Genomic DNA, 15,736 nt, shown 5'->3' with positions numbered 1-15,736 from the left:
CTCAAATACTCTAGGAAAAGATAATTAAGTTTAAAGTAACCGACAAACAAAATCGATTGACTCAAAAAAAATTAGAGTTTCTTGGCAAACCTAAAACTTTTCGTAAACAATGGTTGACTGAATTTAAGAATTAAGATGATAGTTGACCCTGATCCTGAAAAATTATGGAGTCTAGAAAAGCCTCAGTTACCTAAACGCAGCCGTCTTTATCATTTACCGCCTGTGGGAGTAGGAACTCCTTTCGTAGAAAGCTTAACTAGCTACATTACTCGGCTGGCAGAGTCTCATAGCGTATTTCCAGGAATTTTGCTGTCGAAAGAGATTGTGCCACTTGTGCCGAAAGTTTATAGAAGCACTAACCTGTTCGGCACTCGAAACTTAACAGGAGCCGTAAACGGGACAGGCACTATGGCGCTGGATTTACTTCAGGCGCTGGAGACACTAACGCTGCGTAATGATTTACCTTTCCTCACCTTAATAAGCTGGACTAACGTACTTCCCCAGAGAAAGTTACTGCGTCCTGTACGAGCCTGGTGTCCAGCCTGCTATGAGGAGTGGCGCTCAACAAAACAGATAATCTATGAACCTCTCATCTGGTCAATAGAGGCACTTACACTATGTTCGCTGCATAGGAAGCGCCTACATTTCCAGTGTCCTCACTGTCGCTGCCGACTTCCTCCTCTAGCTCCTTACTCACAACCAGGATATTGTTCAAAGTGCTTGAAATGGCTTGGCATCTCCTTTCATTCTGAACAATCTGATAGCAAGGCATTACGAGAGGAAGAGCTAGTATGGCAAATTTTTGTGTCAAATAGCATTGGAGAATTACTCGCCGCTGCACCTCATTTACCTCAGCCACCACTTCGGGAAAGGGTAGCTCAAGCTTTTTGTGCCTATGTGGCTCAAGTAAGTGAAGGAAACATAGCTGCTTTTGCCCGTTTGCTCCAAATTCCCAAAAATAAAGTGTGGATGTGGCACAGTGGGAAAGTCTTGCCACAACTCAATGTACTTCTCAAAGTCTGTTATTGTCTGAGAACATCTGTACTAAATATCTTGACCAAAGATACGGTCGAAGAAAATTTCAATCTAATGACTACCTTGTCCCAGACCCAACTGGTAAAACAGTTAACTCAACCCCCTAACGTCGAGTCTGACCTTAATCGAGTGCAGCGATTGTTGGAAGGTGTGCTTCAGGGAGATGAGGAACCAGCACCACCGATGACTGAAGTAGCCAAACGTCTTGGGTATGATAAGCGGGTACTCCGTAGACGTTTCCCTGATCTATGTAGAGCTATCTCAGCTCAGTATCTTGAGTACAAGAAAGAAGCTCGTGCTGAACGAATTAAACAGTGCTGTGAGGAGGTTCAACAGGCTGTCCAACATCTATACACTCAAGGCGTATATCCGAGTGAAGCTAATGTTTCAAAAACTCTAGCTCGACCAGGATGTTTTAGAGATAAGGAAGTCCGTGCTGCTTTACAACAAGCAAGGTGTCAGCTGGGCGTTTAAGCTCGATCCTAAGTACTCCGAGGCTTTAAAATTGCACGCTCAGAAACTTTAAAGCATAACGCAAGCCGCAGCCGCAAAAACAAATTTTAAATCGCGTACTGCTTCGCACTCGACCAATTACAAGCATAAGTTGACCAGAGCAAATTACAAGCATAAAGTGACTATTTTGGACAACTTATGCTTGTAGTGACACAATACTTGATAATGCCAGACCTAAGCTTAGATGGGGGCGGTGGGACTTGAACCCACACGACCTTTACGGTCAACGGATTTTCATTCTCCTGTAGCTTTCGCCACTGCCCTTTGGCTCTTGAGAATCGGACTCTCTCTTTACCCTCGGCTTAACGTTAGGGTAGCTCCCGTCGAGTCTCTGCACCTTCCGAATATCTCTACTCGGCTTGGCTCAGGATTGCCTTATCTGTTGCCAGACTTAGGTTTCCCTGAATTTGAGAGCATTCACTTGACAGATTTCTCTATCAGTGCTCAATTTCCTTAAGTCCGTAGCGTCTACCATTCCGCCACGCCCCCGTATGCAGTTGTTTGCAGTCTTCTAGTTTAACAGATAACTGCACTTATCTATTCCACCATTAACTGGTACTTATATGCAACTATTTAGCTCAAAAAACTAGCAAGATGTAGAATAGTTAAGTTGAGTTAGCGCTGAGAACAGCACTAAAAGCTGTTGAATTTAAGTATTTGGAGCGACTCCTTGGAGGCGTTACAGTAATATATACTAGCTTAGCTAATGCGTTGGCGTTATTTGACCGGACTGAGAAACTATGGTTCTTGCACTGCTGTACCTGAGTTTGAGCGGAGTCTACCTATTAGTAGTTCCTGCTGCCCTCTATTTTTACCTACAAAAGCGATGGTACGTTGCTAGCTCCTTTGAGCGTGCCTTTATGTACTTTTTAGTCTTCTTTTTCTTTCCAGGGTTGTTGCTCTTAAGTCCCTTTCTGAACTTTCGCCCTAAGAAGCGTCAACTGCAGGGGTAAGCAGCATCGACTAGATTATTATTAAATGCGAAGAATTGACGCGATCGGGATTGCTTTCGGTGTCTTTGCTGCTGGTGGGATTATCTATGTAGTCTTACAGGTGGCTGGGCTGGATAGCCTAAAGGCAGGAATCTGGAGTCAGGCGCTATTAGTGGGCGGCTTAGTAGGCTGGCTGCTGACTTATTTGTTCCGAGTCGGAACGAAAAATATGACCTACAACCAGCAACTCAAAGATTACGAAGATGCTGTGTTGCAAAAGCGCTTTGAAGAAATGACACCGGAAGAACTTGCTCAACTGCAAGCAGAAATTGAACAGGAAGAGCGTTCTAAGGCAGGGGATAATTGATACTGCGTGTTCATTTGTCTTTGAGGTAAGGCAGGGCTTCGACGTGAGCGCTCAGCCGAACTGGGAAAGAAGATTTTACTCTTTTAACTTTTGTTGACATGCCTTTGTTTATTTGTGCCTACCTACTTAATGACTAATGACCAAAGTTTCTGACTGTTTCAAGTCCCTGAAAAATTCTTCCCAGTGCGCCCTGATTCCTTTCATTACTGCTGGTGATCCAGATTTGGCAACGACAGCCCAAGCCCTGCGGGTGCTTGACGAATCCGGTGCTGACATAATTGAACTGGGCGTTCCCTACTCTGATCCCTTGGCAGATGGGCCAACGATTCAAGCAGCGGCGACAAGAGCCTTACAAAAGGGTGTGCGCTTGGATGATGTTCTGGAGATGCTGAAGGAAGTTGCTCCAGATCTAACAGCGCCACTGATTCTGTTTACCTACTATAATCCGATTCTCAACCGAGGCATTGAATCATTTTTAAAGCAGATTGCCGCTGTGGGTATTCAAGGATTAGTAGTGCCGGATTTGCCCTTAGAGGAAGCCGAATCCCTACTCAAACCTGCGGCAGAAATTGGGATTGAAGTAGTTTTGCTCGTTGCACCAACTTCACCACAAGCAAGAATTGAAGCGATCGCGAAACAGTCTCAAGGCTTCATTTATCTCGTCAGCGTTACTGGTGTTACAGGCATCAGAAGCCAGTTGCAATCGCGAGTACAAGATATACTGGCCCAGATGCGTACCTTGACAGATAAGCCTATCGGCGTTGGTTTTGGCATCTCCCAGCCAGAACAAGCCCAACAGGTAAAAAACTGGGGCGCAGATGCAGTGATTGTTGGTAGTGCCTTTGTCAAACGCTTGGCAGATGGTACGCCAGCCGAGGGATTGTCAGCAATTGGTGACTTTTGCCAAACTCTGAAGTCCGCTATTAGAGAGTAATTATAAGGTGAGAGCCACCAAACCTAATGCAGGCAACGGTTGAAGAACTCTCGAATATTCTCGTATTTGAGGCTCTCCAGCCAGCAGAACTCGAACAGCTACAGCCGTTAAGCTGCGTGCAAGACTATAGTCGGGGTGAAATTGTCATCCAAGAAAGCGATCGCCTTCCTGCAAAGTTGTTCTGTTTACTCAACGGTTCCCTGTGTGTAACCAAAGTCGCGGCAACCGGAAAAGAAACTGTTATCCGCATCTTACTAGCGGGAGAAATTTTTGCCGCACCTGCTGTGTTTGGCAATAGTATTGCCCCAGCAACCGTCACTGCTGAGAGTAATTGTCGGATTTTGACAGTTGAACGAGAGGCTTTACTAGAAGTGATTCGTCAAACTCCTGAAATTGCCCTGGGAATATTGAGCGTCTTCAATGAGCGACTTCAGTTGCTGCACGACACGGTACATGGTTTAGTTTCCGAGCGAGCAGTCGTGCGCTTAGCTAAGTTTATTGAGTATTTTGCCACTAGATATGGCACACAGCCAAGTCCAAATGGTCAGCTTTTGAAGATCCAACTTCCTCATTACCAAGTTGCTCGCTCGATTGGAATTACTTATGAAGAGTGTGTGCGGTTGTTTAAGAGTATTAACTCAGTGGTTAAATACAGCCGCAGTGGCAAAATTACGGTACTTAATTGGGAAGGCTTAGCTGCAATTGCCTCTGATATTGATATTTAATTAAGTTTTAATCCCCAACCTACTAGATACAGAACTAGCACAAAGTATTTATGCAGATTTAGATTGAGCCGTCTTGGATTCTAAATAACGCTGTACTCCATCCCTCATTTGCAGTAGATTTGGCTCGATTTTTTTATTCAAGAAATCCTCAACAACACCAGCAACTCTATTCTTTAGTAGCTGCGGTACTCCGCCAATTTTATGCGGATTAATCTTTAATTCACCACGACTTTCAATTGAAGTTCCTTCACCATTACTTAAGAAACGGTTCTTACCAACACAATGAACTGCTTCAGTAAAAGCGTGAGTTTTGATACTCCACACGAGTGTAAATTCTGACTCATTCCAAGTATTGTATTCTGTCCACTTGAGCATATCTTTGCTTAGCAAAGTTCTTAACCCAGTAGGAATATCACCGCCGCCGTACCACTGATTAACACAATTAACTAATGCCTTCTCTTGATGACGGGATTTAACTTCAATACTACGTACATTGGGCATATAAGGAATTAGCTCAATTAACTTATCTCGATAAGTGGCAAAAACAAGCGGACGAGGAAAGGGAATATATAAGTCGGTAGAGATAATCATTAGATAAAATTGCCGGTTTACTCTATCTGTTGGATTTTAGATCTAGAATTGAGATTTTCCTTCCCCTATAGGGCTTATCACTATCTGTAATTCTGAAAAATACTTCTTTGGTAATAGGGTAACGGAATGCAGCAAGTATATGACACCTAAAGTTATTGAGCTGTAGATACTAATACTTTACTGCCTGAGTGGATCCAGACCTCTGTTTCGGTAAAACCCCAGCAGACATCAAGCTACTGACACTCTAGCTTTCTTCCTGCTGCGGGTCGAAGGACAACCAAATAAGTACATATACTCAGCACGCTAATCCGGATAGCTGAGATTTATCCGGTAAATACTTATATATTCCGAAAAACGCGAGATGCACCTATGAGAAAGGGAAGAACTAAAACAGTGTCAATTGACTCTGAGGTAGTTATACACATTTTGAGGCGATCTCCCCATGGCTTAACCTCGATTGCCCTTCTCGACGATTTGCTGGCGCAGCCTCAATATCAAGGCCGCACCAAACCGAGCCTTTTTTCTAAATTACTGTTGAAACTCCACAAAATGCGCGATTCTCAAGTAGTTGCTCATATCTCTGATCGTTGGACACTAGTTGAGTATAGGAAAAGTAGCTCATCAGGAATTAACGAAGAGCTCAAAGCAATGGTTAGGGTTGAAGACAACCTCGATAGTCGGGAAGATAAATCTCAACCTTACCAGCATCAAGGAATTGCAGATCATGATTCAAGAGATTTACCTCTTGAAATACTTAATTTGCCTTTTCGCGCTTACACCTGCTTGAAAAGAGCTGATATTAATACTGTCAAAGAGTTACAAGCTTGTTCAGAACAACAATTACTAGGACTCAAGAACTTTGGCCAAGCTTCACTAACCAAGGTTAGAACCGCACTTGCTGACTTTAAAACCTTTCTGCAACCACAAGTAGCCAAATCAAAAACCGCATTTCAGCCTAGTGACTCTATTGTCAACACTACTCAAGAGCAAAACACTGGTCTTGATTCACAAATTGACGAGCTAAATCTGTCTACCCGCGCTTTCCATTGTTTGAAAAGAGCCGGGATTAACACTGTTAGAGAGTTACTCAGCTGCTCCGATGAAGACTTGCTAAAAATCAGCAATTTTGGTCAAACTTCATTGTCTGAAGTAAGAACAGTACTACAGCGCTTTCAATCGAAAATCGGGTTTTTACCAACTCAAAAAATTTCTGCACAACCTAAGTGGTCTAAGACTACTGCTTTGCAAATACCTACACGTTGCTTGTCTCTATCCTACAACTTACAAAAGCTCATCAATAAATATTCTGCTGTTGAACAATTAATTGATGCTTTTGAAGATGGTAAACTCGCTCTAGATTCTCGTCAATATGCAGAACTGAAAGAAGCACTGGATCCTTTTAAAGAACTACAAAATGCTCCTCAAGGTTATTTGGATTGGTTGTCTACATTATCCTGGCTTACACAAATCAAAGTCTTGACCAAATATCAGTGGTCATCATTAAAGTTGCTTGAACTATACCCGCGTCAGATTTTGTCAAGAATTTCTGCAGATGAACGGACAAAAACTCTTCAAGCGATTGTGGCAAAAAAAATACATTCAAAAGGTTTTGACACTGTTTCTGAAGAGATTAATGATTGTTTTAGTCTATTAAATGCAAGACAAAGGTTTGTTCTCAAACAGCGATTAGGCTTGCAAAATGGGAAACCAAAGCTTCTTAAAGAAATTGGCAAGGAACTCAAGCTAACACGGGAAACAATACGACAGATTGAGCATAAATCTAAGAAAAAGCTAGCAGCCCTCCAAAACATGGGTGCTTTGCTTCAACTACGGAAATTAGTAAACGATGTTTTCTCTTCTAACGGGTACTTTATTAAGTTACAAGATTTGTGTGCGGTCGTAGAGCAACGCTATCCCTCTGGTGAAGTTCATTTGCCATCTGTTATTCTCTTACTTATCGAAGTTAGTACAACAATTAATATTATTAGAATCGGGGAAAATAAGTTTTTATACACAGCACCGATTAGCAAAGCAGCTTTGTCCGAAAGCCAAGCAATGATCAATAAGCTGTTGTCAAACCAAAAAATTAGCTACCGTTCTCAGCTTAAAGAATTGATTCTACCTAATTTACCTCAAGATATTCCCGATCTTGAAAAACTAGCCAATACTTTGATTGATAACTTTTGTTATCAGAATATAGCCGGAATCTTCAGCACCCAAGTTTGGAATATTAAAGACTACGCCTACTATGTCCTCTATCAAGCGAAAAAACCGCTTCACTTTACTCAGATAGCGGAGCAAATTAAGCAGTTAAAACCAGACTGGCAAACAGAAAATATTCATCGAGCAGCACAGGCTGCTATTGAGCGTCATCCTGATATTATCCGTTGTGGAATGGGTATCTATGCACTACGAGAGTGGGGAACTATGGAATACAGTCACTTTCGCGAAGTTTTATTTGATTACTTAAATAAACAGCCTTTACCTGTAGATGCCAATGATATCTATGCTGAACTAAGTAAGTCTTATTCGGTGAGTCGTATCACCATAACAAGTAACTTAAATCTATACTCAAACTTGTTTCAGAAATTTGGCTATAGTAATATCTACGGAGTTGCCGGTAAAATTTACGAATTACCTGACACAAATCTACTTAATTTATTGGTGTCTAAATTAGAAGTAAAACCATTAACTATAGATGAGTTGCAAGGCGACTTAAGGTTGCGAAGCTATGATTACAAAACCTTGAATTTATACCTTAATGCTAGTCCTTTGTTTCAAGGATTTAACTCGTCTAAATCGAGAAAGTTCACTCTAATGAGTAATCACCACAATAAATATTCTAGTAATTTAGACAAATACAATTCAACTTGTTTGCTGGGTCTTGGGCAATAAAATCTCAAGTAATGGAGTATCATCTTAAGTCGGGCGCAATGGTAACTTAAAAGAGCTACTACCTTTTAGGGGGTTTTGGCTGGCAGTTAAGTTTTGAGGGTAAGTAAAATTTTACAAACCTATACAGACCTTATTCCGGCATAGATATCGATTCAGCTAAGGAATGTTGCTCAAGACCGAGTAATGAGTAAAAATTCCTTAAGGTAGACAATTTAACAAATGTAGTTTTGAATTGAAAAGCAGACGCCGAGTGGGAAAAGCAATCGCCCCCACCAATTCAAAGAAATCGTCTACTAGCCCAAGTCTAGTAAAGTCAAAGTGTGATGAGTGTCAGAGTGCATCCATTAGAACTACTTATGATTAAGTCCCAGTTTCAGAGGCAACAGCGATGAGTGATAGTATGGCATTCCTAACGGGGGCTGCCTTCGCTGGGGTGGCAGTCCTCTTTATGATTAAGGGAGGAGGCAATCTCAGCGCTACCAATCTGCCCCCTTCTCCGCAACTACCAATCTCACCTAACAGTACATATGACCCTTATAATTCATATCTGACGAACCCCCAGACGCCAACCCCAGCCTCACCGGGTTCCAATCCCTATAATTTAGAACAGCAACGGCTTGATACTGAGCAACTCAGAGCGATGCTTGAGCAACAACGTAATGAGACGGAAAAGCTCAAGTTCTTAGTACAAAATCAGCAGCAGGTCATTGACAAGCTAACAGTACGGCCTTCTGATCCGAATACTTTAAGCCCTTGGGATCAAACAGCGCCAGCAACTGCCAGCGTTCCACAGCCAGAAGTCGAGCAACCTGATAATCCCTTGCTTTCAGGCATTGTCTGGGCGCTAGGAGGCATGGCTATCACCATGAGTGGTGGTGTTGTTGTGGTGGGAGCATTAGCTTTGTTTGCACGACAACAACGACCACCACGTACAACCTATGTGGTACAACAGCCGCCCTATAATGCTCTCCCGCCTGTAGTACCAACCAGACGCCGCTCTGAGTTTGTACACCCTCAGTATGAAGACAGACGTTACGAGCAACTCGACTACGACAGATAACAAATACTTTTTGTTTGTGCCGCAAAATTCTCCAACTTAGACCCTGTTTCTTGGTTTTTAGCCAGCTAGATGGTTAATAGAAAATAGTTAAATCCTTGAGTAGTTGAGGAAAAATTGGGCCTGTAAGCCGAATTGTGGTGTTTACAGCTCAATTTCCCGTTTCTATTAACTATTGGCTAAATCCTCTGGTCAAGAGCGGTCGTTTCTACTCCACTTAAAAAAATGGAGTAGAAACGACATCCAAGCTGAAAGAAATGTTGACTGCTCATTCAGAATCGAAAGACAGCTTAACTAGCGCATCTTTCACTGTAGGCGGTAATTGCCGCATAATTTTGCCCTTCTCTAGATCAATTGCTACTAACGTGACGCGACCCGTGACAAAGATTGCTTCTCCATTGGTCGAGTGAATCTGATAATCCCAATTAATACGGACACCTTCGATTTCAACCATACGTGTCTTCACCACGGCTGCCATACCCATCCGCAGCGAGCGGTGGTAGCGTAGCGAAAGCTCTACTACGGGTAAGTCGCACCCTAAAGCTACCCAGTCAGCAAAATCAATACCGATGGAGCGCAAGCATTCAATCCTTGCCTCTTCCATCCAGGCAATATAGGTGCCATGCCAGACAATACCAGCATAATCAGTGTGGTGGGGATGAACGACCACAGGGTATTCAAACCAATGCTCAGTGGTAGCCCTCAGAAAATCTGCTTGGATGGCACTGCTAGGTGGCAGTTGGGCTGAATTCTCTTGTTTGTCAGACATGTTAGTAATTGTTTTGTGGAAGTTAGCGCTCGTTTTTGCCTCATCGAACACTCCCAATTATTATTTAGATAGCACCATATGTGACTAGAGGTAAGTAGCCAGCTATTGGTATTAACTGGGGTATTAGCTATTAAATGCTATACTGTCTAGTCAGGTGCTACTCGCCCTTGGCATAGGATTAGTTTCAGAGGCGGTAGCTTGAAGTACTAAAATATGGTCTATCTAAAAGTTGAACCTTGATCGGCAGCAGCGCTATAAGAGCTTAGATAGTTGGCATTTAATTTAGAAGAAAATTTACTTCCCAAGGCAGGAATATTCTTCATCCCTCACGTCATGTGCGGTTAAGTAGGGGTGTGGCGAACTATAACTATCTATCTAATTTTGAGAAAATCTTGATGATTGCAGCACCAAGAATTTATCTGAGCCAGTCTAGAAGCTCGAGCTTAAGAAGACCATTTTTAGCAATGAACATCTAAAACATACTAAAGGTCTACGTCACCCTACGGTAAGAGATTTTAACAGTTAGGTATTTTTTGGGAGACAAAATTATGGCAAGCTATGACTAAAGTAAGAAATATGTGCTGTTATAATAGCTTGCGGACTTAAGAGCATGTTACTTTATTAAAAGTGTAAACATTCTGTAATAGCTCGGAGCCAAGGGAAGACCGTTAGCTATTTAGCTATAAAGCTGCTGATTATGAACTATAAGTTAACAGTTGGTTGCCACCACTCCGGATGAATTGTATAGAAGAGTAGTTTGATTTTACTGCATCAGCTTGTGCTGTTTAAGTTGGGAAAGATCTTCAAAAGGTTGACGGGACAGGGGGACTGTCCGCCAACAATATCCATCTTGAAGCAGCTTAGCCACTGGTGCGAGCAAGTTTTTTTTAATCCAAATCTGGAGGTATCTCTCATGTCTGTTCGTCTGTATGTAGGCAATTTGCCAAAAGAAGAAATCAACCGCGATGAACTGCACGCTATCTTTGCAGAAGCTGGTGACTCGGTTTCTACCAAAGTTATAAAAGACCGTAAAACCGGAAAATGTAGGGGTTTTGGTTTTGTTACTGTGCCAACAGATGAGATGGCTGATGAGATCATCGAAAAATTCAATGGTCACATGTTCCAAGATGTTGCCTTGAAAGTCGAAAAAGCTCAGCCACGCTCGAAGAGTCAAGGTGATGAGGAACAACAGCAAGCCCCAGCTAGCAACAATCCCGCTCCACGCCGTGCAGGTAACAAAAAGCCTCGGCGTGGTGCTCAAAGCCAAGCGCCAGAAGCAGGAGCTGTGCAACCGGATCCTCGTTGGGCTGACCAGTTAGCGATGCTTAAAGAGCGCTTAGCAGCTCAATCTAACTGATTCCTAGCCTCTGCTTGAATTGTGAAGGAATTAAAATTGCTCCTGTCACAGAATTTGGTATTGGTTAAGGTAAAAGCCGCTTGTTGATCTCGAAATTAACGAACATAGAGTCCCCTCTGACGCCCAAGAGGATTAGGAATTTAAAAAATTCGGCAACACTCCTCTCTTCTCTAGCCAGTCTAGCCGAGAGAGGAGTATCGCTAGTTGACTTTGCCTAATTAGGGGGGATCCATGCTGCCAGCACATCCTGAATAAATATTAGAAAAATAAATAGCGGTAAATGATTTATGCCTAGACAAAAGCGGTACTAAGACTTGTCCAGTTTAGGGAAAACTTTCCTCAGTAAAACAGTAAAAGAATTAACGAATAAGTTAAAGTTACAGAAATTCGCCAAGCTTGACGAGGTTAAGCGCCTACAGCGATATTTCTTTTTCAATTAATCATTCCTTCGCTACGCTCAAGGACAAGTTTCTATTTACTACTTCTCCTGGACTTTCAAGCGAGGGAGAAGTCAAAATATTTCTTGGCTAGGTTGCTCAGAGTAGGTTAACTAACGACTGCTGTCTAACCAGATCCTCGCTCCAATACCGATGCTGAGTGTTAACCTGCTTTATTAGGGGTTTGTACGGTACAAAAACTCAATGAGTATCTTCACGCTGCAATCCGTTCAAAAAGACTTTGGCATTAAGGAAATCCTCAATGACGCCAGTTTTAGTCTAGATGCCACTGATAAAGTTGGTTTAATTGGCACCAATGGTTCTGGAAAATCTACACTCTTGAAGATGATTGCTGGTTTAGAGCCAATTGACGGCGGTCAACTTTTAGTCAATTCTGGAGTGAGAATTGTTTACTTGCCGCAGCAGCCAGACTTGGACGAAAATCATACAGTTTTGCAGCAAGTGTTTGCCGACAGTGGCGATCAGATGAGCCTCATCCGAGAGTATGAGGAATTGTCACACAAATTGTCTCATCATCCCGACGATAGCCAACTCATGGCTCGTTTTTCCCATGTGACGCAGCAGATGGAAGCAACGGGTGCTTGGGAACTGGAAACCAATGCCAAAATTATTTTAAGCAAACTAGGTATTCAAGATTTTGATGCTCGTATTGCTAATTTATCCGGTGGCTACCGCAAGCGGATTGCCCTAGCGGCGGCTCTACTTTCAGAACCAGATGTGTTGTTGATGGATGAGCCGACAAACCATCTGGATGCAATGTCAGTGGAGTGGTTGCAGAGTTACCTCAATAGTTATCGAGGTGCAATTTTACTGATTACCCACGATCGCTATTTTCTCGATCGCGTCACTAATCGGATTCTCGAAATTGACCGGGGTGACCTATATACCTATTCTGGCAATTATTCTTACTATTTGGAGAAAAAAGCTTTAGCCGAAGAAGCAGCAGCCAGCAGCGTTCGTAAGCATCAAGGGGTGTTACGCCGCGAGTTGGAATGGCTCAGGCAAGGCCCAAAAGCTCGCAGTACTAAGCAAAAAGCCAGAATTGACCGCATTCACGAGATGCAGACGACTGATTTTAAAGAAACTCAAGCTAGGGTGGAGATTTCTACTCCTGGTCGTCGGATTGGCAAGAAAGTAATTGAATTAGAGAATGTGTCTAAGGCTTACGATGGACGCACCCTGATCAAAGATTTTACCTACAAATTCAGCCCCGATGACCGAGTCGGCATCATCGGCGGTAACGGTGCCGGTAAATCTACCTTAATGGATATTATTACCGGGCGTGTTCAGCCTGATGCAGGCAAGGTAGACATTGGCGGGACAATTCATATCGGTTATTTCGACCAGCACTCAGAGGAGTTGCTAGAAGCACTCAATGATAATCAGCGAGTAATTGATTACCTCAAAGAAGTTGGGGAATTAGTCAAAACCGCCGATGGTACGGTGATTACTGCCTCGCAAATGCTAGAGCGTTTCTTGTTCCCCGGCTCTCAGCAGTATTCACCCATTAATAAGCTCTCAGGTGGTGAAAAGCGCCGCTTATTTCTGCTGCGGGTACTCATGAGTGCACCGAATGTCCTAATTCTGGACGAACCTACCAATGATCTGGATGTGCAGACGCTTGCCGTCCTGGAAGAATATTTAGAAGATTTCAACGGTTGCGTAATTACAGTTTCTCACGACCGCTATTTTCTTGATCGCAGTGTAGAAAAAATCTTTGCCTTTGAGTCGGGAGGCAATCTACGTCAGTATCCTGGCAACTATTCAGTCTATCTAGACTACAAAAAGACTCAAGAAGCCGCAGCCGCTCAACAGATTGCTGATTCTCAGACCAAACAGGTAGAATCAGCTAAAAATGAGCAGCCAAAGAAACAACAATCCAGTAATGGTAAACCCCGCAGGCTTTCCAATTGGGAAAAACGCGAGTTTGAGGAACTTGAAGGTAAGATTGCTCAACTAGAAACCGAGAAAGCTGAAGCAGAGCAAGCACTCTATAATGCTCCTCCTGGTAAGGTTAATCAAGTCCAAGAACTTTATAAAAAGTTGGAAGTTTTGGGTCAGGCAATTGAGGCTGCAACTGAGCGTTGGATGGAATTAGCTGAGATGGAATCTTGATCTGGCTTCACGACATCTGAAGCAACAAAACTGAGCTGTGGTAGTTAAACAAAAAAAGAGCCTCCCCATGGGAGAGGCTTAATTGTTAATTAAAAATCTTCCAAGAATGGACTTAGACGACTCAGCAAAGGATCTGCTTCTTGATAGGTAGCAGGAGTCACAGCTTCTGAGTCTGATTCTACTGGTGGATAGGATGAACTAGGCTCAAATTGCAACTGTTGATTAACTACCATAGCTAGCTGCGTCATTTGTTGAGTAAGTTGATTGAGCTGGCGTTCTATTGCCTCTAGCCTAAGGGATTCTTTGGTCAACAGACGTTGTTCAAACTCAGCTAGTTGACGCTGCAGCTCAGCAACCTGTTGCTCTGTCCCCTCTGCTCCAGAATTAGGTCTTACAGCTTCAGGTATGCATAAAAATTGCCAGAGAGCTTCTTTGCACAGGTTGCTGAAGTTTTTGTGCGGTTGTCTCATCAACTCAGTTTTCACAACCTCTAACAAGCATCGGTCAGCAACTCCTTGATTGAAGGTGACCGACTTCTTTGTCTTGTTTGACCAAAAGAACATTAGTTTCCAGTCTTAGCGGTGCGAGTCGTCGTGGCTGCTCTCAACATTGCCTCTCCGTAAATATACTGCCCCAAGGCGTTAGCTTGCCGAGACGGTGCGGCTAAGTGAGCATTAATCTTAGCTTCTTTGAGCAGGTGTTGGATGTCCTCCCAAAAGAACTCACCTCCCCCTCCAGTAAGAATCACATCGCTGACGCGTTCTGGCAGCCAAGCCAGCACACGGCTACAGATTTCACGGGAAAAACTTTCTTTCAAGTTGGGCAGGAAATCATCTAAATTGGTCGGCTTGGTTGCCCCTCTAGGACGGTAGAAACGCTGACCTCTAGTTTGGTTAACTGCATCAATCAAAGACAAAGATTGACTATCAGCACCCTCAATTTGGGCGGCAACTTGTTCATAAAACTGACCCATGGCAAAGGCTTCACTCTTAGAGGAACCTCTGGCAAACCGGAAGCTATCTACCATTAAGCAATCTGTAGTTTGATGCCCGATATCGACAATAGCCACCGATAGTTTAGTAAAGTCTGGGTTCGGGCCCTTCTTAGTTTGACCTTCACACCACAGCAGGCTGCCATAACCTTCCGGCATTACCCAAACTTTAGTCACATTCAGTGATACTGGATTGCCTCGATAGCTCATGAGATGAGGTCCACTCAGTAGGCTAATCAGCTGCTGTTTTTCCCGTTCAAACTGTTCTTGCGAAAGGTAAGGCAGACCAAGCACTATTGCTATATCGTCTTGGAGGTTGAAGTACCCTGCACAGGCTAAGACTTTCGAGAGTGCATCCTCCACCTTAGACTGACCTAATCCCAGGTTTGCCCCAAAGTCTGCCGCTAGTTGACCAAAGGCGTACCCAGTGCCTCGATACTCTAGCCACATATCTAATAAGGGGTCTGTGGCACGAGCTTCAAAAATACCGCCACGAACCTGCTCCATCGATAGATGCTTTACATTGGCAGGCATGAAAACCACATTGTTGGGTTCGCGTGCTATACAGGTCTTAGTGGAAGTTCGACCTAAGTCTACGCTGAGAATCGATTTTGTTAAATTGTTAGTTGACTTACTATTCATGGGAGTTGCCGCCGACTTCACGCTATTCATCGGGGTAGCAGCATTCATCGGGGTAGCGGCATTCATCGGGGTAGCAGCAGACGGTTGGACTGTCATACAAACTCCTAATCTGGCTTAGCTTCAACAAATTATCACGCTCATCCTAAAAAAGTGCAGAGTTGCCGGAAATTCTCTGCGGCGTAAAGCGTTTACTATGGAACAGTACTCTAGCAGCATCGCTATTCTATTTGCTTTAGCGGAAAGCTGAGCATTTTACTTAGTGCGCAATTTGGCTTTAGCCTAGCATGAGAGCGAAAGTGCAGCATGACCTAAAATATTTTGGTTGTATCTGTTACAAATAGTCAAATAATTAGTC

At 43.3% G+C, this 15,736-nt stretch carries 13 protein-coding genes; 9 read left to right on the top strand and 4 right to left on the bottom strand.

Features of this window, described 5'->3' with window-relative positions; genetic code table 11:
• Positions 1–135: 135 nt before the first annotated feature.
• From ACT7WV_RS16490 to ACT7WV_RS16470, 5 genes are all read left to right on the top strand, one after another.
• Positions 136–1,509, top strand: coding sequence for a TniQ family protein (locus ACT7WV_RS16490; protein WP_445103916.1), 1,374 nt, complete (start codon positions 136–138; stop codon positions 1,507–1,509).
• Positions 1,510–2,288: 779 nt separating this feature from the next.
• Positions 2,289–2,501, top strand: a complete 213-nt coding sequence (gene ndhL, locus ACT7WV_RS16485; RefSeq protein WP_445103915.1) for an NAD(P)H-quinone oxidoreductase subunit L — start codon at positions 2,289–2,291, stop codon at positions 2,499–2,501.
• Positions 2,502–2,526: 25 nt separating this feature from the next.
• Positions 2,527–2,847 carry a DUF3007 family protein gene (locus tag ACT7WV_RS16480; protein ID WP_445103914.1) on the top strand — a complete coding sequence of 107 codons (321 nt, stop codon included), beginning with the start codon at positions 2,527–2,529 and terminating at the stop codon, positions 2,845–2,847.
• 136 nt (positions 2,848–2,983) lie between these two features.
• Positions 2,984–3,781, top strand: coding sequence for a tryptophan synthase subunit alpha (trpA, locus tag ACT7WV_RS16475; protein ID WP_445103913.1), 798 nt, complete (start codon positions 2,984–2,986; stop codon positions 3,779–3,781).
• Positions 3,782–3,807: 26 nt separating this feature from the next.
• Complete coding sequence (locus ACT7WV_RS16470) at positions 3,808–4,506, top strand: Crp/Fnr family transcriptional regulator (RefSeq protein ID WP_445103912.1); 699 nt, start codon at positions 3,808–3,810, stop codon at positions 4,504–4,506.
• A gap of 48 nt (positions 4,507–4,554) precedes the next feature.
• Here the strand turns inward: ACT7WV_RS16470 and ACT7WV_RS16465 are convergent, their stop codons facing one another.
• Complete coding sequence (locus tag ACT7WV_RS16465; protein WP_445103911.1) at positions 4,555–5,097, bottom strand: hypothetical protein; 543 nt, start codon at positions 5,095–5,097, stop codon at positions 4,555–4,557.
• 369 nt (positions 5,098–5,466) lie between these two features.
• Here ACT7WV_RS16465 and ACT7WV_RS16460 point away from each other — a divergent pair, with 369 nt between their 5' ends.
• Together ACT7WV_RS16460 and ACT7WV_RS16455 are read left to right on the top strand one after the other, a co-directional pair.
• Positions 5,467–7,992, top strand: a complete 2,526-nt coding sequence (locus ACT7WV_RS16460; RefSeq protein WP_445103910.1) for a DNA-directed RNA polymerase subunit alpha C-terminal domain-containing protein — start codon at positions 5,467–5,469, stop codon at positions 7,990–7,992.
• Positions 7,993–8,380: 388 nt separating this feature from the next.
• Positions 8,381–9,052 carry a hypothetical protein gene (locus tag ACT7WV_RS16455; protein WP_445103909.1) on the top strand — a complete coding sequence of 224 codons (672 nt, stop codon included), beginning with the start codon at positions 8,381–8,383 and terminating at the stop codon, positions 9,050–9,052.
• 265 nt (positions 9,053–9,317) lie between these two features.
• On the opposite strand, the gene ACT7WV_RS16450 is transcribed toward ACT7WV_RS16455, so the two are convergent.
• Positions 9,318–9,818: an acyl-CoA thioesterase gene (locus tag ACT7WV_RS16450; protein ID WP_445103908.1), complete on the bottom strand. Its 501-nt coding sequence runs from the start codon at positions 9,816–9,818 to the stop codon at positions 9,318–9,320.
• Positions 9,819–10,731: 913 nt separating this feature from the next.
• Here ACT7WV_RS16450 and ACT7WV_RS16445 point away from each other — a divergent pair.
• Entirely contained in the window at positions 10,732–11,175 is a 444-nt protein-coding gene (locus ACT7WV_RS16445; protein WP_445103907.1) for an RNA recognition motif domain-containing protein, read from the top strand.
• 641 nt (positions 11,176–11,816) lie between these two features.
• Positions 11,817–13,748: an ABC-F family ATP-binding cassette domain-containing protein gene (locus tag ACT7WV_RS16440; RefSeq protein ID WP_445103906.1), complete on the top strand. Its 1,932-nt coding sequence runs from the start codon at positions 11,817–11,819 to the stop codon at positions 13,746–13,748.
• 89 nt (positions 13,749–13,837) lie between these two features.
• Here the strand turns inward: ACT7WV_RS16440 and fcmC are convergent, their stop codons facing one another.
• The gene (gene fcmC / locus ACT7WV_RS16435) at positions 13,838–14,311 is read right to left on the bottom strand and encodes a filament morphology membrane protein FcmC (protein ID WP_463424177.1); all 474 of its coding nucleotides are present in this window, start codon (positions 14,309–14,311) and stop codon (positions 13,838–13,840) included.
• Positions 14,311–15,477 carry a filament morphology actin-like protein FcmB gene (fcmB, locus tag ACT7WV_RS16430; RefSeq protein WP_445103904.1) on the bottom strand — a complete coding sequence of 389 codons (1,167 nt, stop codon included), beginning with the start codon at positions 15,475–15,477 and terminating at the stop codon, positions 14,311–14,313. The genes fcmC and fcmB overlap by 1 nt, the downstream gene beginning before the upstream one ends.
• Between the last annotated feature and the right edge of the window lie 259 nt (positions 15,478–15,736).

The sequence above is a fragment of the Symploca atlantica LB2515 genome (assembly GCF_052546295.1).
Note: the sequence above shows the minus strand (reverse complement) of the source record. Positions and strands in the feature narration are given on the sequence as shown.